We start from the raw sequence: 17,604 nt of genomic DNA on the forward strand, positions 1-17,604 counted from the left end.
TGAAATCGGTGAACAGCACGACGATAGGTCCCGCAGTAGCCCCTGTGGCCCGCTGGCGTGCGGTGTTCTACGTCGCCGCTATTGCCACTCGAACACTTCTTGCATTGGCTGCGTCGGCTTTTCTCGCCGCACCGATTCTGTCCGCGGCAATTGCACAGGATATGAGCACCGATCGTGTGGGATTGCTCGTCATTGCAGGTCTGGCGCTGATGGGCGCCGGGCTTCCGGTCATTTCGGCAGCCTTGGCTCTCACCGACTGGGACAGCGCTTCGGCGCTGAAGGGCGGCGTGCTGCAGGTACGTCCCACAATCCGGTTGCGTGAGCCGAAAACGTTGGTGCGTCCGTTGGCCTACAGCATTGTCATGCTCACATTCGGTGGGACCATCGCTGCCGTCGGTTCGTTGCTTGCGATCGGATCCCTGGTCGCGCTGTTCAGCCCATTTCTGGCGATGACCGGAGACGTAGCTGTAATCGGTCCCTTCATGGTAACGACTTTGCCGCACAGTCTGATTGCAGCCAGCGTCGGTGGGCTCGTACTGTTTGCGGCGGTGCGGGCGTCACCGTATATCGCCTCTGCGCATCTGCGGCTTGTGCAGCAAGTATTGACCCAACCGGAGGACCACCTGCGACATGATCTCGCAGTCACAACGCGATCGAGAGCACGGCTTGTACGATCGTTCGATCTCGAGCGCCGCCGCATCGAACGCGACCTGCACGATGGCGTCCAACCGCAGTTGCTTTCCGTCAGCATGACATTGGGTCTCGCTCTCGCCGCATTCCCCGAAGGGACCCCGGGACGCGACGATGTAGTGCGAGCTCAGAAACAAGCGCGCCGAACACTCGACGACCTTCGTCGAGTCGTGCGGAACATACATCCTCAGGTACTGGTCGATCACGGCCTTGGACCCGCAATCAGGGAAATCGCAGACAATCTCACCATCGCGGTATCCGTCGACGACCGTCTCGATCCGCGGCTTCCAGCAGACGCCGAGTCCAATCTGTACTTCTGTGTGTCCGAGTTACTGTCGAACGTCGTCAAACACAGCGATGCAACACGAACAGATATCCTCCTGCATAGACCCACACCCGGTCATGTTCACATTTGTGTCCGAGACGACGGCAGCGGCGGAGCCGGTATTCGTCGACGCGAAGACGGCGGGTTGAACGGAATCGCCGATCGGCTCGCCGCGCTGAACGGCACCCTGACCATCGATTCCCCGTCGGGCGGGCCGACGGTCGTCACCATCGACGTTGCCCTCACCGAGGCAGGAACACAATGACCGTGCCTCGAACCGAACACCCCGCCTCACTGCGTGTTGTGCTGGCGGAAGACAACACGTTGCTTCGCGAGGGCCTGCAGATGCTGTTGAGCCGCAGCGGCTTCGTCACGGTCGCCGCGGTGGGAACTGCGGAGGAGCTCGTGCAAGCCTGCCACCAACACGATCCCGACCTAGTCATCACCGACGTCCGAATGCCGCCCAACTTCAGGTCCGAAGGTCTCGCCGCGGCCTCACAGCTGCGTCGCGAACGACCCGATCTTCCTATCGTGGTCCTGAGTCAATACATCGAACAGAGCTATGTTGCAGATCTACTCGACGGCGCAGATGTGGCGGGAATCGGATACCTGCTCAAAGACCGCGTCAGCGATGTTCAGGAGTTCGCGGACACTCTGCGCCGGGTGCATGCCGGCGGCACCGCAGTAGATCCCGCCGTGATCAATCAGATGATCAATCGACGGCGAGACCCGCTGGAGAAGCTCACTCCACGCGAACGTGACGTTCTCGTCGTGGTCGCGGAAGGTCACTCCAACGCTGCAATCGCGCGGATGTTGTTCGTCAGCGAAGCAGCTGTGGTCAAACACATCGGCAACATCATGATGAAACTGGACATCCCACCGAACAGCGATCTGAACCGCCGAGTTGCCGCCGTCCTCGCTTACCTTCGATTCCATGACCGCGGTTGATCCGCAGGATCTCACTTCGTGGAAGTAGGAACACCGTCTACAAAAATCGCTGTCCCGGCTGGGACAGCGATCGAATAGCTGCCTTCGCAGTATCCGATCATGCTGCCCTCGCAAGGCGTTCCCAAATCGAGACTGCTTCCATTGAGTGCCCATGCTGGTGTGCTGGCGCTTTTGGCCAGTGTCTGAGTCTGCACGGTCACGACGATGCCGTCGGCACCTTCGACCTCGGTAGCAGTCACCGGCATGTTTGCATTGGAGTTCACGACGTCCAATCTCGACCCTTCGAATTCGAAGGACTGCTCCTGTATTTCGTTGGTGGCTGTACAGCCTGACAACGCCAGCGCGCTGATCATTACGGTCCCGACTACGCCTGCTCGAACGAGAATGTTCATACCCCTATTCCATCGGAGCGGACCCGCTCGCGACATGGGCCGAACCAGTGCATCAGTGGTAGATCCAGCCCCACCTTCGTGGAGCGAACCCGGCTACCGACATGGAGGTAGAGGTCAACGTGGACGGACCAGCGACTCGGCCATCCAATCGAGATTCCGGGCTACGACCTCGCGCGTGCGGGGTTCGTCGGCCAACGCGTCGAAACCGTGGCCCACCCCGGCGACCGTGTGGACGTCGAGCGGTACCCCGTGGTCGGCCGCGAGCACCACGAAGTTCCGTTGGTCTGCAACATAGTCCGGGATCTCGTTCTCGACGAGCGTCAATCGCGTCGGTACGGAGGCGATTCCAGCGATTGCGGCCTCCGGCGTCGGCCATCCGGGTGTATCCGGGCCGGGAAGTGCCGGGTAGGTCAGTTGCACGGCGCGGAGCCATGGCTGCGGATCGACGAGGAACGGATACGACAGCGGGCCACCGCCGGAGAAGAACCACATACCGACTGCGTCACCGTCGGTCTCGGGTCGCGCGCGAAGCTGCTCCATTGCGTTCCCGACGGTCGCGAGGGCCTCGTGATAGAAGAATCCTCGAGTCAGATCATGGTCGACGACGGCAGCGACCAGCCCACGGCGGGCTAGATGGCTGGCGTAGGCAGGATAGAACGAGGAGAACCGCGGAGAAACCTCAGGTTGTTCCGGGTAGAGACCGTGGACAAGAAGAACACACGGTGCCGGAGTTCCCGAGTCCGGCAGATACAGGTCGAGGCCCTCGTGGGTTTCGGGAGTGACGGAATCGACGGGCAGGATCAACAACGGGCCGGCAGTCTGAGGCAACTTCAGGATCCTGTTCTTCTTCGGGTCAGCGGTCACGGCAAGCATTCCTGGTTGCGGGGTCGGTGTCCACGACTTTTCCGATACGTTGGCTTCCAACAGGGAGAGACTCCGCAGGTACGACAAAAGGTGGACATGACGCGATTCGGTGTAGTGCTACGGCCGGAACTTCCGCCCGAAACGATCGTCGGATCGGCACGTGCTGCAGATGCAGCGGGTGTCGACGAGATCTGGTTGTGGGAGGACTGCTTCTTCTCGGGCGGAATATCGATGGCTGCAACGGTTCTCGCGTCCACCGAGTCGGTGAACGTCGGAATCGGTGTACTGCCGACACCACTGCGGAATGTCGCGGCGACGGCTATGGAAATCGCGACGCTGGCGCGCCTGCATCCGGGTCGGTTACGTGTGGGGCTTGGTCACGGAGTGCAGTCCTGGATGGGACAGGTCGGAGCCCGCGTGCAGTCACCGTTGACGCTGCTGCGCGAGCAGATGGATGCGCTGACGAAGCTGCTCGCCGGGGAGACCGTCGATGTTCGCGGCCGGTACGTGGTGCTGGACAGCGTGAAGCTGGACTGGCCGCCGATGCAGCCACCACCCCTGCTGGTCGGGGCTACGGGTCCCAAAACCCTTGCACTGAGCGGGCAGACGAGCGTCGGTACGATCCTGACGAGTTCGACGACTCCCGATCAGGTTCGAGATGCGATAGCGCATATCGACGGCGGGCCCGATCACGACATCGTCGTCTACATAGCGGCTGTCGACCAATCCGATGTGGCCGACGAAAACATCGCACGCTTCGTGACTGCTGGCACCGGGACGGTCGTGTTCGAACCCGCGCCCGACCGAGTCGATCTGGGGGATCTGTTTCGGCGCGCAGCAGAATTGCGTTCCTGATACAGCCGTCGCGGTGTGCATACTCGCGCCAGTGAATGGTCAACGTGGGCACTAGGTTTCGGAGCCGACGGAGTCGCGGTCGATTTACCCAAGGGGTGGTCAGGTATCGCAGGCGGCGATGATCTGTCGGTAGACGTCGAACGCAGGCTTCGGACGGTAGTCGTCGGTGACGATTCCGAACCGGTGGAACACGTCGGGATTGGAACTGTCGGCATCCCGTAGCGAAAAAAGTTCGTAGGCCTCGATGAGGAGTTCCTCTTCGAGGTGCACGACGGTATCGATGATCGACCCCAGTGCCGCCGCATCGATCTGCGGAGAATCGCCTGTTCCGCTCGGCCACCCGTTCTCGGTTATACGGAGTGGTAAGTGGCCGAGTCCCGCCGGTTCCATCACGTTTGTGCGGTGATGCCTCAACAGGCCCGTGACAGCGGGACGAAGATCGTCGAACGCGACCTGCGAGAAAACCCCGGGAAACATGTCCAATCCGATGTAGTCGAGTGACTCCACGAACCGTCTTCCGCCGCTCTCGGTCACTGATCTCAAGAAGCCCACGTCGTCGCCGAACAGTGGCGTCGTGTTGATACCGATCCGTAGACGCCCTAACCCGAGTTCGTCTGCCCTCGAACGCGCAGCGCCGACCCCAGCGATCATTGCCTCTATTACGCCGGCGTAGTGGCCGTCCAGTGTTGGATTACCTTGAACGTTCGGCTCTTCCGTGATCTGTATCGAATTGGCGACTGGACCGTAGCGATCGACCACGTTGCGGACGAACTCGACGTATCCGGTGATGTCGGAGGACCTGGACTGAAACTGCGCCACCACATCCAAGGGCGTGACCAGAGTTGCGAACTGGTCGGCGTCGATCGGTGCAGTGGTGTCCGTGGCGCAGGGACCTCGTTCGTCGTCGAAAATGCAATATGCCCGCAACAGCAGTATCGAGGCGTGCCCTCTCAGAACGTCGAGGCATGACTTGATGTGCTGGCCGTTGTCGGGTGAACCGACGGCCATCGTGCCGTCCGCCGCGCCCGCAACGCTCCCGGGGTAGATTCCGAAGATCATTGCCGTATCTCGACTTTCGTAGTCCACTCCAATTCTCCGGACCGAATGTCCAAAAGTACGGACTCGACCCAGTCGCGTTCTGCGGCACGGGCCTGCAGTGCACCCTCCGTTTCGATCATCGTCAGTCGAGGCAACCCGTCTGCCAGAGCCGCGTCGTACGACTGCGTCAGTGCGGCTATGGATTCCTCGAGCGATCGGAGCCGGGCGTCCAAGGCATCGAGCGCTGCAGCCCTCTCGACGGCGCCGAGGTATCCCGCGGCGCCCAGGAAGCGCGAGAATTCAGGCGTCGTATCCCGGATCTGTAGGACCACTCGTCGACCAAGTTCTTCGAAACCGCTCGATGTGAGGGCGTACACGGTCCTAGTCGAGGCGGGGGTGCCCTTCTCCGCGGGTGCCTTCTCCACCCAACCTGCGGTGTTCAAGGCGGAAACGACGCTGTTGAGTGAACCCCTGTTGACGGGCCATCCGTTCGACGGGCTTCTCTCGCGAAGGGTCATCTCGATCAAGTACGGATGCATGGAGCGTTCGGCGAGCAGGCCCAGGATCGGGAGAACCAAGGGGTTTTCCAGCATGCGTGACGGCATATCGGGAAAGTACCAGTCTAATTAGACCTACGCAACGAATCGAGGCGAGTGGCTACACTCGCCGGTGATGGAGATCCAGTTGAAGTCACTGCGCGTGCGGAATGTTCATCTGGACTTCGACTTGAGTCTCGAGTTCGACGACGGCTCGACGGTCGGGCTGAGCGAGCTCGACGTCGATGGGTTGCTCGTCGACGAGGACAATCAGTTCGAGGGTTTGCGTGCGTTGAATCCTCTCGTCGGGGCGATCTGCAGCACCGCCGAGGTGACTACCTCGGGTGCATTGGTGATCGGATTCGGCAGCCGGGCCGTGATCCGTGCGTCTCCGCGCGACGACGTGGAGTCTTGGGAATACACAGCAGCGAGCGGCGCGACGGTGCTGTGCCTGCCTGGCGGCGAAATCGAGTATCTCGCCGCACCCGAGGCTCGCAGAGCCGAATCTCATCGACCCGGTCTGCCTGCGATCGACGCCACGGCTGTGCGCATCTCGGTGGGTGAGGATGGCGGTATTACGTTCTCGGACAACACGATGATTCGAACGACTGTCGACCTCGCATCGGCGTATCTGGTGCTACGTGAGAGCGTGAGGGCTATTCGCCATCTCGATGGCGTGCACTGTCTGGAGCTGTCGTCCGGTTACGTGGTGCGTTCATCGTCGCCGTAGAAAATCCATGATCGGCTCGGTCTGGCCGAGTACAGCGTGTCCGACCCCCGGGAGGAGTGTCACCGAAGCGTCTGGCACGCAGCGGGAGATTCGCTTCGCAGTCTGCGACGAGTCAATCATGACGTCGTCGGCGCCGAGGATCACGCGCACGGGAACCGAAATCGACTCCAGCGCAGTTTCGGAGAAGATCGGAAGCGTGCCGGTTCGGGGTTTGAAGTGTGTGAAGATCAACGTGACGTCATCTAGCGCGTCCTTGGTGAGCGCGTCGTCCAGGCCGGTGACCATGCGCGCTGTGCGTCGCCGACCACGCGAGCCGAACGCTCCGAGCAGCAGGGCCGCAGGAAGCCAGCCCCAGGTTTGCCTTCCGATCCCGCCGGGGCACAACAGGGCGAGGGACGTGACACGGCTCGGTCTACGAATCGTGTAATCGGCTGCCACCCAACCGCCGAGCGACATGCCGACAAACGTGGCACTCTCGATTTCGAGTGCGCCGAGGACTTCATCCATCCATGCCGCGGTGGCGTCGGTCTCCAGAGCTAGGCGTACTCCGGCGCTCCCGCCGGGTTCGCCGAGCATGTCCACGGCGTACACCCTGAATTCGCTGGACCATACGGCAATGTCACCGGCCCAGGTGCTCGCGTTCGCTCCGGACCCGTGCAGCAACACCACCGGCGGTGCGCCCGGCGGACCGGAGGCGACCACGAAGGTCTCACCTGCCGATGTCGGGATTCGAAGGTGATCGGCCGGGGCTGGCCATCGATCGAGCTGCTCCGCGTAGCGACGACGGACCGCGTCTGCACCCGATTGGGACTTGAAAATTGTGCTCATGAACCTCCTTAATTGCACTCAAAGTAACCTATTGGGAAGTTATAGGGAAGTATGAGGTATCAGGCCGAGGTTGAGGCGGTGAACGTGGGTGCGAAACCGCTCGACCGCGGCGGTGGGTTTCCGCGCGGTTGTTGCGAGCCCGACCTGACGCGCACGTGCTCCGGTGAGAGGTACGGCTTTCACCCCCACGTCCTGAACTTCCGCAGCCGGCAGGAGCGCAACTCCCAGGCCTGTCCGGACAAGCGCTCGAATCGTGTCGATCTCGTTGATCTCGAATGGAACTCGGGGGACGAAGCCGGCCTCGGCGCACCACTCGTCGAGGAGGGTCCGCAAATGGAAGGACGGTGGGCTCGCAACGAACGACTCGTCGACGAGGTCCAGTATCGACACTTCCCCCCGCGCCGCCAGAGGATGTGTCGATGCCACGTGAGCGTAGATCTGTTGTGCGCCGATCACTGTGGTGTCGACGTCGGTAGGCGGAGGGATGAGTACCGCGATATCGAGCCTGCCGTCTCGGATCATGTCGGCAAGCGATTCACCGTGCGCCTGTACGAGCCGGACGCGCACCCGCGGTGCTTCTCGGTGGAAGTCCTCCAGTAGCGCCGCAATGGAGTGCGATCCGAGCGTGAGCGGAAACCCGAACCGAACGAGTCCGCTGTCCGGATCGGCGTCGGAACGGACCGAGGCGACGGCGTCGTCGAGATCGGCTACCAGGCGATGGGTGCGCTCGTACAGGTCTCGTCCTGCGGCAGTGAGCGTCACCCCGCGTCCTGCGGGCTGGATCAACGCTAGGCCGAGTATCCGCTCCAAGGCCTTCACCCGTCTGCTGATCGACGACTGTGGGACGTCGAGGGCATCGGCTGCACGCGTCACATGGCCTTCGGACGCGACGGCGTCGAATGCAGCAAGCAAAGGTGCGACAGATTCGCCTGGATTCTTCCATTCATCCATAAACGGATCATAAACCTACCCAAATTTCATTGGACGGATTGATCGGCTAACGCGACGATGGTGATGCGACGAACGAGAGGGGACAAACATGAACTCGCGCAACGAAATTCTGGATGTGGCGCTCATCGGTGGTGGAGTTATGTCGACGACGCTCGGGGCATTGCTGTGCAAGGTGTTGCCGGACAGATCGATTGCGTTGTTCGAGCGACAGGGCAGCCTGGCGGGCGAGAGTTCGAATGCGTGGAACAACGCGGGGACCGGCCATGCCGGGCTCTGCGAACTCAACTACATGCCGGATCCGGAGGATCCGTCCACGACGGCAGCTATTGCCGAGAAGTTTCAGTTCTCCGTGGACTATTGGAGTGCGTTGACTGCCTGCGGTGATCTCGACCGGTCGTTCATGAACAGTGTTCCGCACATGAATGTGGTCCTCGGTGAGGCCGACGTCGACTACCTGCGGCGACGGTGGACGACGCTGCAGAAGGACCCGAAGTTCTCGGCGATGGAGTTCACCGAGGACCTCGAGGCGATCGCGGGGTGGGCTCCCCTGCTCGTGAAAGGTCGGCCGCCACACGAGCGCGTCGCTGCGACGCGACACGAGGGCGGGACCGACGTCGACTTCGGGAAGCTGTCTCGCTCACAGGCAGAGTTCATGGAGAACAGGGGATGCCTCATCCGAACCGGCCACGACATCACACGCATTCGACGCGGGAGCGACGGGGTGTGGTCGTTGTCCGGCCGAATTCACGGCTCGCGTAAGCGGTTTCATGTTCGCTCTCGGTTCGTCTTCGTCGGCGCAGGCGGATATGCGTTGCGTATGCTCCAGAAGGCCCGCGTTCGTGAGGTTCGTGGTTACGGCGTGTTCCCGTTCGGTGCGCAGTTTCTTCGTACGGATCGGGCAGAGGTGGTGGACCGGCACGACGCGAAGGTCTACGGAAAGCCGGCGCTCGGTGCACCGCCGATGTCGTTGCCGCACTTGGACAAGAGAATCGTCGACGGTGAACCCTCCTTGATGTTCGGGCCGTACGCAACGTTCAGTACTCGTCTCCTGAAGCACGGTGGGCTGCGAGACCTGTTCACTACCATCAGGCCCGGCAACGTGCCGAGTGTGCTCTCGGTCGGTGTGCAGAACTGGCCTCTCGTTCGCTATCTGGTCGGTCAGCTCGTCGCCTCGAACGAGAAGAAGTTCGACGAACTGCGCAGGTTCTGCCCGTCGGCAGATCCGTCCGACTGGTACCGCATTCAGGCAGGTCAACGTGCGCAACTGATCAAACCGGTGTCGAGGTTCCGCGGCGAGCTCATGTTCGGCACCGAGATCGTCACCGGCGAGGACGGGACAATCGCCGGTCTACTCGGAGCCTCGCCCGGTGCCTCGGTTGCTCCCGCCGCCATGGTCGAAGTTCTGCAGAAATGTTTCGGCGGGGACAGGCACCTGTGGGAGCCCCGCTTGCGGGCACTGATTCCGACGTTCGGTAGAGCCGACACCACGGTTGGCTAGATTGGCGTCGGAGTCTCAGATCGTCATGTCCACACGTCTGTAGGCGCGGTATCGGCTAATGCAGCCACAAGGTCGCGCTGAATGGCGGTGACGGGCACCGAGGCGTCGACCACGGCCGAGACCGGTAGTTGCAGCCTGTGTTGCGCCTCGGTCCGGAAGACGAGACCGGTTTTGGGAGTGCTCTCGGCGGTGCTCGCGTACAGGATCGACCAGCATTCCGGGTGGTTGAGCAGTTCGGCACTTGCGGTGTGATCGAGTGCGATCGGAGGTCCGAACGCCAGACGGAGCCCGCTGCGCTTCATCGCGCCCTCGACGACCCGGTGCAGCAGGATCTGCTCGCTTCGTTTGGGGAGCAGTAGGGGGTACTCGGCGAGCTGCCCCAAGTTCGGATGCTCGACGCCTGCGAGCGGATGCCCCTCGGCAAGGGCGATCACCAGATCCTCCGTCCAGAGTTCTGTCACATGTAGACCGGAGCGTTCGACGCTGCCCCGGATCAGGGCTACCTGACAGTCTCCCGAGGTGACGGCTTCGATTTGCTCGGCGAATCGTTTCAGTACGAAATCGATTTCGGCTTCCGGATGGTGCTCACGAACCTGCACGATTGCCGCGATGGCGTTGGCCGCAAACGTCATGTTGGCGGTGAGTCGTAGTTGGTTCTGTCTCCGAGCGGTCAGCGCCAACGCGGTGTGTTCCAGCTCGACCATATGCCGGGCGATGGACACCAATTGTGCTCCGACAACGGTCAATCGAACCGTACGCGAAGACCGCTCGAACAACGCCTCGCCCATCTCACGTTCGAGTTTGGCGATCTGCAGACTGATGGCCGATTGGGACACGTAGCACCGCTCTGCGGCGCGAGAGAAGTTCAGTTCCTCGGCGACCGCGAGGAAGTACTTGAGCTGACGCAGTTCCACCCTGGTGCTCCATCCATGAGTTCTACTCATTGATGCTATTCCATCTTTCGCGTTGATAACGAGGCGGGCCTGCAGTTTCATGGAGTGAGGAAGTTGGAATCGAACAGGAAGAGAAGGCAGTGGACACGTACGAGGTCGTCATCGTTGGATCGGGATTCGGAGCATTGGCTGCGGCCAAGTCTCTGGGTAAGGCCGGCGTGAGGTTCTCGCTCATCTCCAGCACCACGGAACATCTCTTCCAGCCGTTGCTGTACCAGGCCGCTACCGGAATGATCTCGACCGGAGAGATCGCACCCCCGATCAGGCAGATTCTCGCGCAGTACGACTCGGCTGATGTGCGCCTCGGCAGGGTCGTCGACGTCGATCCGGACAAGAATCAGGTCAGCTACGTCGGCGCCGGCACGCAGCACACCATCGGTTTCGGCAGGCTCATCGTCGCCACCGGCGCGACGCAGGCGTACTTCGGCCGCGACGAGTTCAAGGACCGCACCTTCGCGCTCAAGACCGTCGACGATGCCATTGCGCTGCGGGAACAGATCCTGAACTGCTACGAGACCGCGCACCTGACCGAGGATCCGAAAGCAAAGAAGGATTTGCTGAGCTTCGTCGTGGTCGGCGCGGGCGCGACTGGTGTCGAGCTTGCTGGCCAGATCATGGATCTCGCCCACCGCTACTTCGCCGGTTCGTTCCCCGACATCACTGCGGACGACGTGACGGTCACCCTCGTCGACGGCGTCAAGGACGTACTGCCGGCATTCGGAGGCAAGCTGAGCGCCTACGCCCGCGCCAAGCTGGAGAAGTCCGGCGTCGAGGTCGTCACCGGAGCCATGGTGACCGACATCGTCGACGACACGGTCACCGTGCAGGACGTCGATACCAAGACCTCGCGAACGATCGCAGCCAAGACGGTCGTCTGGTCGGCGGGTGTCCAGGCCAGCGACTTGGCGTCAACCATCGCAGAGCGCACCGGATGCGAAACAGACCGTGCAGGAAGACTTCTCGTGCACGATGATCTGACCGTGGGTACCGCGCAGAACATCTACGCCATCGGCGACGTGACGTCGCTGAACAAGCTTCCCGGGCAGTCGCCCGTCGCGATGCAGCAGGGTCGCCACGTTGCCAAGACCATCACCGGCAAAGTCGACGCAGGAACCCCGTTCAAGTACGTCGACAAGGGCAGTATGTCGATCGTCGGGCGATTCAGCGCCGTTGCTCGGCTATTCGGCAAGGTCGACATGTCGGGTCCGATCGCCTGGGTCATGTGGCTGGCGGTTCACCTGATGTACATGGTGGGATTCAGGAACCGCTACGTCGCAGTGGTGTCGTGGATGAGCTCGTACATCGGGGACAAGCGCCCGCACTTCCAGTACACGGACAGGGTGGCGCTCCGCCTTGCAACGCGTGAGGAAGAAGAGCGACAGGCGGCCTAGTTCGTCGGCCTGAGCGCCTTCCCGCGGTCGTATTTCGTTCCCGCGACCCCGATCGGGGTCGCGGGAACGCAACGTATACGCGGGAGCTGCGCGCAATCGGGAAGTCTCACATCGGTCCACCGGCAACAATCGGTACATCTCAATAAATCCGACCGCCGGTCGGACGGAATCCTCGAAAACAGTCTGTACGACGGTTTATTGCCCTATCGTGATTTTCGCAGCCCCGGGTCGTTTCGGCATTGGGCAACTCACAGATTCGGTTAGCCGGAAGAACAGCTTGGGGGTTCGGACGTGACCACACTCGAGGCGAAGGTCAACGCACGCGAGACACTCGGTGCCAGGCGTTCGGGTCGGCATCGGCGCAGCTGGCTTTCCCAGGGCTCGGCGGCGTTCTCGGATTGGTTTCATGCCCCGCACGATTACTCGTGGATCGTTCAACATCGTTCGGTTCGACACCTGCATCCGGTTATTCGGGGAGTCTTCTGCGCCGCGACGCTGATCTACGCCCTGACGTCGGCAATCATGATGTTCAGTCCCCGCGGTCCCCAGGGGCTGGAGGCGCGAGCCTGGGTGTGTTTCATGCTGGTCGTCCAGCTGGGCGTCGCGTACGTCCTACTCACCTGTCCGGTGCCGAACAAGCTGGGTTTCGTTGCTTTCGGAATCTTCGGTGACGTAGGTCTTGCATCGGTGCTTGTCTGCTACGACGCGACCGCGGCAACGATGGGCAGTGCCTTGTTCGTCGTCACCGGTGCCTACTGCATCTTCTTCCTCAGTCCTCGCTGGATGGTGGCGCACCTGCTCTTCGCGTGCGGGTTCGTCGTGTTCTCGGCTTGGCGGGGTTGGTCCACCTCCGGCGAGCATCCTGCGACCACTCTTGCAGTCCTGACCGTGATCCTCACAGCTGTTGCCGGTGTACCGGTCTTCGCACACATTGCATGGACTGCCATCGGAGGAGATGCTCGCCGCTCGGCGCGAGACCCGTTGACCGGTTTGCTGAACAGACGCGGACTGGATTCCGCCGTTCTCGATCTGTGGGACGCCGCGGTTGTCCGAAGCGAGTCGATTGCGGTCGCGATGGTCGACGTCGACAAGTTCAAAGCGGTCAACGACATCCACGGACACGACGCAGGTGATCGCGTCTTGATCAACATCGCCCGCAGGCTCGAAGGCGTCGTCGGTTCCTGCGGGGTCGCTGCGCGAACTGGCGGGGAGGAGTTCGTCGTGGTGATGACGGGCGAGCGGACGGCCGTCGAATTCAGGATGGTCCAGGCCCTGTCCGTTGTTCACGACGAGAGCGACGAGGTGCCCATCACGGCAAGCTTCGGAGTGACCGTCCTCGAATCCGATTCGGTGCTGCGGTCGGCCGGCCACTCGATCGTCGGTCGGATGCTCAGGTCGTCCGACGCCATGATGTACCGGTCCAAGGCTGCCGGAGGTAACAGAATCTCCGTCGCTTCTCTGTGAGACTTCGTCAAAACAAACTTACAGTTGGTTTAAGGCCGAGAAATACGCCCGATAGTTTGATTTGTGCGCTACCTTTCTCGGGCAGGGATTTCAGCGACTGTGTGGAAGGGGCGGAGGTCGTATGGCAACAACGATGGCGTCGAAGGATCCGAGGGTGTCCGCAGATCCGACGGAGGGTCTGAGTCTGGGTGGTCAGCCCGCGTCGCATCGATTGCGCGACGTGCGGGAAACGACGAAGAGTCTGGTCGATCACGTACTCGACACCACGGAATATCGAGAGCTGACCGCTGACCGCGGGCGCGAAATCGTCACCGACGTCACTGCCGAATGCGTCGCATTGGCGGCCGACGTACTCGACAGCGGAATTCAACCTGCAGCCGAGGATCTGGCGAGCCTACGTAGAACGGCGGCGAAATGGGCACGGGCGGGTGTACCTCTAGCGCCCATTCAGCATGCATTTCACGAGGGGTTCTCCGTCGGACTCCGCATGGTCGCCGGATCCGCAGTGGACGGTGAGCACGCAGCGCTCGTGGACGGGGCAGTACTGATGTTCGGCCTGCTCGACGTCGTGTCCGAAGCCGTGTCCTCCGCGTATCTCGACGAATACAAGGCCGTCGCCGTCCAAGGCCATGATCAGGCCCACGCAGTCGTGACGGCTCTGCTCGCCGGCGAGTCGCACGCGGGTGCAGTCGCCGAACGGCACGGCACGGAGCTGGCCGACGGGTACGAAGTCCTCGCAGTGCACTTTCCACCACACCCAGACGAAACCGGCGTACCGAGCTCGCGCGAAACCGCTGCGGGCCGCAAACTCCAATCGATACTGGTTGCGCTGTCGGACTTCTGCGCACCCGCGCTTCCGCTGGCGATCCTCAGTCCGTCCGGTGGCACGATCCTGATCCCGGATGCGACGCCCACGACGGCAGGCAGCCTGGTCGCACGCCTCAGCGAGGCAGGTGGGGTGCCGGTATTCGCGGCGGCCGCGACGGCATCGCCCGCGCGCATCCCCGACGCGGCCGACAACGTCTACGAACTACTCCGGCTCGTGCTGCGTCTCGGTTACCGACCTGACGTGTATCGGATCTCCGATCTGGCATTGGAATTTCAGATTGCGCGGCCGGGTGTGGGTCGACGCCATCTGAAGAAGATCCTCGACCCGCTGCGCCGAATCCCCGACCTGCTCCCCACGTTGGAAGCGTTCGTCTCCACCGAGGCCAATCGCAAGAAGGCCGCAACGCAACTCGTGGTTCATCCGAACACCGTCGACTATCGACTCAAGCGGATCGAGCAGATCACGGGGATCGACCCGATGAAATCGTCGGGGCTCCGATCGCTTCATGCGGCTTTGATCGCCGATTCACTCGACCCCGAGAAGTCCGTGTGAGCGCGACACGCATTGCCCCGGTCACCTCGATCGCCGCACGAGCCGCGCTCAATGCAATCGACGCAATGGTCCCGCGTTTCCAGCCGGTGGTGTCCCTGGTCTCGGGCGACATCGTCGGAATCGAGGCGTTGGCGCGGTGGCCTACGGTCATCGGTGTCGACCCGGCCGAGGTCTTCGCGCTCGCTCGGGCGAAGGGTGTGGTGTCCGATATCGACTTCGCGTGTCGCACCGCAGCGGTCAAGGAGGCACGATCGGCCAAGCTGACCGACGGATTGGCGCTCTATCTGAACTATGAACCGTCGGGCATTGCCAACCAGGCCCGGAACAACGCACATCTCGATGCACTCCAGTGCGAAGCCGACGTCGTTCTCGAGATCACCGAGCGGGGGCTGGACGGTGACCGAGAGAGCTTGCGCTCGTTGGTGAGTTCGGCACGGCAGCGGGGATTCTCGATTGCGTTGGACGACGTCGGGTCGAATGCCGCCACGCTGAGGGCGCTGCCGGTGGTTCGGCCGGACATCGTCAAGCTCGACGCGTCGATACTTCGTCGTCCCCACTCGCTTCACACTGCGCGTGTGCTGTTCTCGGTTCGCCGATATGTGGCCACCACCGGCGCGGTGGTTCTCGCCGAGGGCATCGAGTCCGAGCGGGATCGCGCCAAGGCGATCGAATGGGGAGCAACCCTCGGACAGGGTTGGTTGTTCGGCGCGGCAGCGACCGGCGCCGACGTGCGGATGACGATCGGCTGACGCTGTCGACCCCGGCGTCAGGCGTCAGGCGTCAGGCGTCAGAGACGGGCCGGATCGGAGCTGGGAACGAGCGGGGTGACGAGTCCTGCGTCCGGCTTCGTATCAGCCGGCCGAAACCGGAATCCGGGAAAGCGGACCCAGCCGAAATCGAACCGTCGGAGCACTGTTCGTCGGGCCAGCGCGAGCAGAACCGCGGCGCCGGTGACTGCCATCCACGCAGGCATCGGGTAGAGGGCCAGCCGCTCGCCGAGCCCGAAGTGCAGGGTCTGCGCCAGCATCAGAACGGCACCCACGACGCCGACCGTCGCACACAGGGCCGACCACAGGGCCACCACCCGGTTCGTACTCCACAGGTGCCACGCGATCAGGGCGAGCACGACGTGCCGCGCCACGAACCCGGGCAGCACCGCCGCCCAATGCACGATCGTCCCGTCGTTGGCGGGGAACAGTCCGGTCGCCGCAGTACTGACGGCGATGACCACGGCCAGCGCGAGTATCCACCTCTTGGAACGCCCGCTCCTGATGTGTCGGTGCAGGAAGAACGCACCCACCAGAGTCAAGCCACCGAGTGCGACGAACGTCGAGTTCATGACGTCGTGCATCGGCGAACACGCACCCACTTCGCATGTTGTAACGCCAAGGGAACTGATCGAGTTCTGCGCAAAGCTGTAGGGAGTGTGCCAGGCCGCTGCCGTGAACAGTTCCGCAAGCAAGTACGCAAAGCTCAGAATCCATGCGGTGCCTGCTGCAGCATGGCGCAGGTTGTGTGCCGTGGTCGGTGAGGTGATGGCGTGATCTTTCTGTAGAACCGGTGATCCTGACACTACGTGCTCAACCTGAGAGCGAGTCCGTTTTGTCCGGCGAAATCTCAGGTCTGACTCTCGGATTCTGTGTATCCTCCGTTCCAACGTGTCCGGGGGACACCGAGGCGACACCGGGGGGCGTCCAGACGTGGTTTGCCATGATGAAGTGACTTCGCGCGTGGAATCGATCGGGTCGTATCTGCCGTCGCGCATCGTCACCAACGACGAGCTCGTCGCAGGAATGGCACACCCACCGGGCTTGGACATACAGAAGGTCACCGGGATCGAGCGCCGCCGGGTGTACGACAGAGACGCGCAACCACCGGAAGACTCGCTGAGCATGGCCTTGCGAGCCGCACGGACCGCTCTCGAACGATCGGAGTACGACGCAGCCGATCTCGATGTCATCGTCAGCTGCTCCATCACGAGGTTTCGTGACGGCGACACGCTGTGCTTCGAACCGTCGTTCGCGCTGAGCATCAAGAACGATCTGGGTGCTGAGCGCGCGATTCACTTCGACGTCTCGAACGCGTGCGCAGGAATGTTGACCGGAGTCCTCGTTGTCGACGCGATGATCCGCAGCGGTGCGGTCCGCCGAGGTCTGGTCGTTTCCGGTGAACGCATCACCCCGATCGCCGAGACTGCCGTCATCGAGATTGCCGACAGGTACGACCCGCAGTTCGCGTCACTGACGGTCGGCGACGCCGCAGCCGCGGTAATTCTCGACAATCGCGGTACCGACGACGACAGAATCGAATACATCGAGTTGATGACCTGTTCCAAGTACTCCGACCTGTGTATCGGCACCGCAAGTGAGCAGGGGCCGAGAGTTGCGCTCTACACCGACAACCGGGCCATGCACAACGCCGATCGCTATCGTTTGTGGACCACCCGGCAGCGAGACTTTCTCGATAGCCGTGGATCGTCCTTTGCTGCAGAAGAATTCGACTTCATCGTCCATCACCAGTTCTCCAAACCCGCGGCCGACGTCATCAACGCGCTTGCGACACAGGAGTTCGATGCCGAGATTCCGACGAGTCTCGACGTGTTGACGGACTACGGCAATACCGCATCGACATCCCATTTCGTCGTCCTCGACCACTATCTGCGGCGTGGTGACATACCTGCCGGGTCGAAACTGCTTCTCGTGCCTGCGGCGTCGGGAGTCGTCGCCGGATACCTCTCTCTGACCCTCGGAGAGGTGTAAG

At 62.1% G+C, this 17,604-nt stretch carries 18 protein-coding genes; 10 read left to right on the forward strand and 8 right to left on the reverse strand.

Features of this window, described 5'->3' with window-relative positions:
• Positions 1-8 precede the first annotated feature (8 nt).
• On the forward strand, positions 9-1,280 hold the full coding sequence (locus D8W71_RS04160; protein WP_153275304.1) for a sensor histidine kinase: 1,272 nt from the start codon (positions 9-11) through the stop codon (positions 1,278-1,280).
• Positions 1,277-1,963 carry a response regulator transcription factor gene (locus D8W71_RS04165; RefSeq protein ID WP_121111239.1) on the forward strand — a complete coding sequence of 229 codons (687 nt, stop codon included), beginning with the start codon at positions 1,277-1,279 and terminating at the stop codon, positions 1,961-1,963. Before D8W71_RS04160 ends, D8W71_RS04165 begins: the two co-directional genes overlap by 4 nt.
• An 11-nt stretch (positions 1,964-1,974) precedes the next feature.
• Here the strand turns inward: D8W71_RS04165 and D8W71_RS04170 are convergent, their stop codons facing one another.
• Together D8W71_RS04170 and D8W71_RS04175 are read right to left on the reverse strand one after the other, a co-directional pair.
• Positions 1,975-2,316 (reverse strand): hypothetical protein, encoded by a 342-nt coding sequence (locus D8W71_RS04170; RefSeq protein WP_153275305.1) that lies wholly within the window; start codon positions 2,314-2,316, stop codon positions 1,975-1,977.
• A gap of 153 nt (positions 2,317-2,469) precedes the next feature.
• A complete protein-coding gene (locus tag D8W71_RS04175; RefSeq protein WP_153275306.1) occupies positions 2,470-3,219 on the reverse strand; it encodes an alpha/beta hydrolase family protein in 750 nt (249 codons plus the stop codon).
• Positions 3,220-3,315: 96 nt separating this feature from the next.
• On the opposite strand from D8W71_RS04175, the gene D8W71_RS04180 reads away from it, so the two are divergent.
• A complete protein-coding gene (locus tag D8W71_RS04180) occupies positions 3,316-4,074 on the forward strand; it encodes an LLM class flavin-dependent oxidoreductase (protein WP_121111245.1) in 759 nt (252 codons plus the stop codon).
• A 99-nt stretch (positions 4,075-4,173) separates the two neighbouring features.
• Here the strand turns inward: D8W71_RS04180 and D8W71_RS04185 are convergent, their stop codons facing one another.
• On the reverse strand, positions 4,174-5,160 hold the full coding sequence (locus D8W71_RS04185) for a hypothetical protein (protein ID WP_201265248.1): 987 nt from the start codon (positions 5,158-5,160) through the stop codon (positions 4,174-4,176).
• Positions 5,130-5,717, reverse strand: coding sequence for a PadR family transcriptional regulator (locus D8W71_RS04190; RefSeq protein WP_121111248.1), 588 nt, complete (start codon positions 5,715-5,717; stop codon positions 5,130-5,132). The genes D8W71_RS04185 and D8W71_RS04190 overlap by 31 nt, the downstream gene beginning before the upstream one ends.
• 67 nt (positions 5,718-5,784) lie before the next feature.
• Between D8W71_RS04190 and D8W71_RS04195 the strand changes: the two genes are divergently transcribed.
• Positions 5,785-6,378 (forward strand): DUF6188 family protein, encoded by a 594-nt coding sequence (locus D8W71_RS04195; RefSeq protein ID WP_236077704.1) that lies wholly within the window; start codon positions 5,785-5,787, stop codon positions 6,376-6,378.
• On the opposite strand, the gene D8W71_RS04200 is transcribed toward D8W71_RS04195, so the two are convergent.
• Positions 6,364-7,206, reverse strand: a complete 843-nt coding sequence (locus tag D8W71_RS04200; RefSeq protein WP_121111252.1) for an alpha/beta fold hydrolase — start codon at positions 7,204-7,206, stop codon at positions 6,364-6,366. The two genes, D8W71_RS04195 and D8W71_RS04200, sit on opposite strands and share 15 nt — an antisense overlap.
• 39 nt (positions 7,207-7,245) lie before the next feature.
• Complete coding sequence (locus D8W71_RS04205) at positions 7,246-8,157, reverse strand: LysR family transcriptional regulator (protein ID WP_121111254.1); 912 nt, start codon at positions 8,155-8,157, stop codon at positions 7,246-7,248.
• 88 nt (positions 8,158-8,245) lie between these two features.
• On the opposite strand from D8W71_RS04205, the gene mqo reads away from it, so the two are divergent.
• Positions 8,246-9,655, forward strand: coding sequence for a malate dehydrogenase (quinone) (mqo, locus tag D8W71_RS04210; RefSeq protein WP_121111256.1), 1,410 nt, complete (start codon positions 8,246-8,248; stop codon positions 9,653-9,655).
• Between the two features lie 23 nt (positions 9,656-9,678).
• Here the strand turns inward: mqo and D8W71_RS04215 are convergent, their stop codons facing one another.
• The gene (locus D8W71_RS04215) at positions 9,679-10,599 is read right to left on the reverse strand and encodes a LysR substrate-binding domain-containing protein (RefSeq protein ID WP_236077705.1); all 921 of its coding nucleotides are present in this window, start codon (positions 10,597-10,599) and stop codon (positions 9,679-9,681) included.
• Positions 10,600-10,688: 89 nt separating this feature from the next.
• Between D8W71_RS04215 and D8W71_RS04220 the strand changes: the two genes are divergently transcribed.
• The 4 genes from D8W71_RS04220 (at position 10,689) to D8W71_RS04235 (ending at position 15,593) form a co-directional block, all read left to right on the forward strand.
• The gene (locus D8W71_RS04220) at positions 10,689-11,999 is read left to right on the forward strand and encodes an NAD(P)/FAD-dependent oxidoreductase (RefSeq protein WP_121111260.1); all 1,311 of its coding nucleotides are present in this window, start codon (positions 10,689-10,691) and stop codon (positions 11,997-11,999) included.
• Positions 12,000-12,290: 291 nt separating this feature from the next.
• Positions 12,291-13,463 carry a GGDEF domain-containing protein gene (locus D8W71_RS04225; protein ID WP_121111262.1) on the forward strand — a complete coding sequence of 391 codons (1,173 nt, stop codon included), beginning with the start codon at positions 12,291-12,293 and terminating at the stop codon, positions 13,461-13,463.
• A 121-nt stretch (positions 13,464-13,584) separates the two neighbouring features.
• Positions 13,585-14,844 (forward strand): PucR family transcriptional regulator, encoded by a 1,260-nt coding sequence (locus D8W71_RS04230; RefSeq protein WP_121111264.1) that lies wholly within the window; start codon positions 13,585-13,587, stop codon positions 14,842-14,844.
• Positions 14,841-15,593 (forward strand): EAL domain-containing protein, encoded by a 753-nt coding sequence (locus D8W71_RS04235; protein ID WP_236077706.1) that lies wholly within the window; start codon positions 14,841-14,843, stop codon positions 15,591-15,593. Before D8W71_RS04230 ends, D8W71_RS04235 begins: the two co-directional genes overlap by 4 nt.
• Before the next feature lie 38 nt (positions 15,594-15,631).
• On the opposite strand, the gene D8W71_RS04240 is transcribed toward D8W71_RS04235, so the two are convergent.
• Entirely contained in the window at positions 15,632-16,294 is a 663-nt protein-coding gene (locus D8W71_RS04240) for a DUF998 domain-containing protein (RefSeq protein ID WP_442972038.1), read from the reverse strand.
• Between the two features lie 268 nt (positions 16,295-16,562).
• Between D8W71_RS04240 and D8W71_RS04245 the strand changes: the two genes are divergently transcribed.
• On the forward strand, positions 16,563-17,603 hold the full coding sequence (locus D8W71_RS04245; protein ID WP_236077707.1) for a 3-oxoacyl-ACP synthase III family protein: 1,041 nt from the start codon (positions 16,563-16,565) through the stop codon (positions 17,601-17,603).
• The last annotated feature ends 1 nt before the right edge of the window (position 17,604 follow it).

The sequence above is a fragment of the Rhodococcus sp. P1Y genome, assembly GCF_003641205.1.
Classification (GTDB): Bacteria; Actinomycetota; Actinomycetes; order Mycobacteriales; family Mycobacteriaceae; genus Rhodococcoides.

Coding starts and splice junctions, on each gene's coding strand:
- D8W71_RS04190 (WP_121111248.1), bottom strand. CDS start 5,717: ATGCCGTCACGCATGCTGGAAAACCCCTTGGTTCTCCCGATCCTGGGC.
- D8W71_RS04205 (WP_121111254.1), bottom strand. CDS start 8,157: ATGGATGAATGGAAGAATCCAGGCGAATCTGTCGCACCTTTGCTTGCT.
- D8W71_RS04230 (WP_121111264.1), top strand. CDS start 13,585: ATGGCAACAACGATGGCGTCGAAGGATCCGAGGGTGTCCGCAGATCCG.
- D8W71_RS04165 (WP_121111239.1), top strand. CDS start 1,277: ATGACCGTGCCTCGAACCGAACACCCCGCCTCACTGCGTGTTGTGCTG.
- D8W71_RS04195 (WP_236077704.1), top strand. CDS start 5,785: ATGGAGATCCAGTTGAAGTCACTGCGCGTGCGGAATGTTCATCTGGAC.
- D8W71_RS04215 (WP_236077705.1), bottom strand. CDS start 10,599: ATGAGTAGAACTCATGGATGGAGCACCAGGGTGGAACTGCGTCAGCTC.
- D8W71_RS04200 (WP_121111252.1), bottom strand. CDS start 7,206: ATGAGCACAATTTTCAAGTCCCAATCGGGTGCAGACGCGGTCCGTCGT.
- D8W71_RS04170 (WP_153275305.1), bottom strand. CDS start 2,316: ATGATCAGCGCGCTGGCGTTGTCAGGCTGTACAGCCACCAACGAAATA.
- D8W71_RS04180 (WP_121111245.1), top strand. CDS start 3,316: ATGACGCGATTCGGTGTAGTGCTACGGCCGGAACTTCCGCCCGAAACG.
- mqo (WP_121111256.1), top strand. CDS start 8,246: ATGAACTCGCGCAACGAAATTCTGGATGTGGCGCTCATCGGTGGTGGA.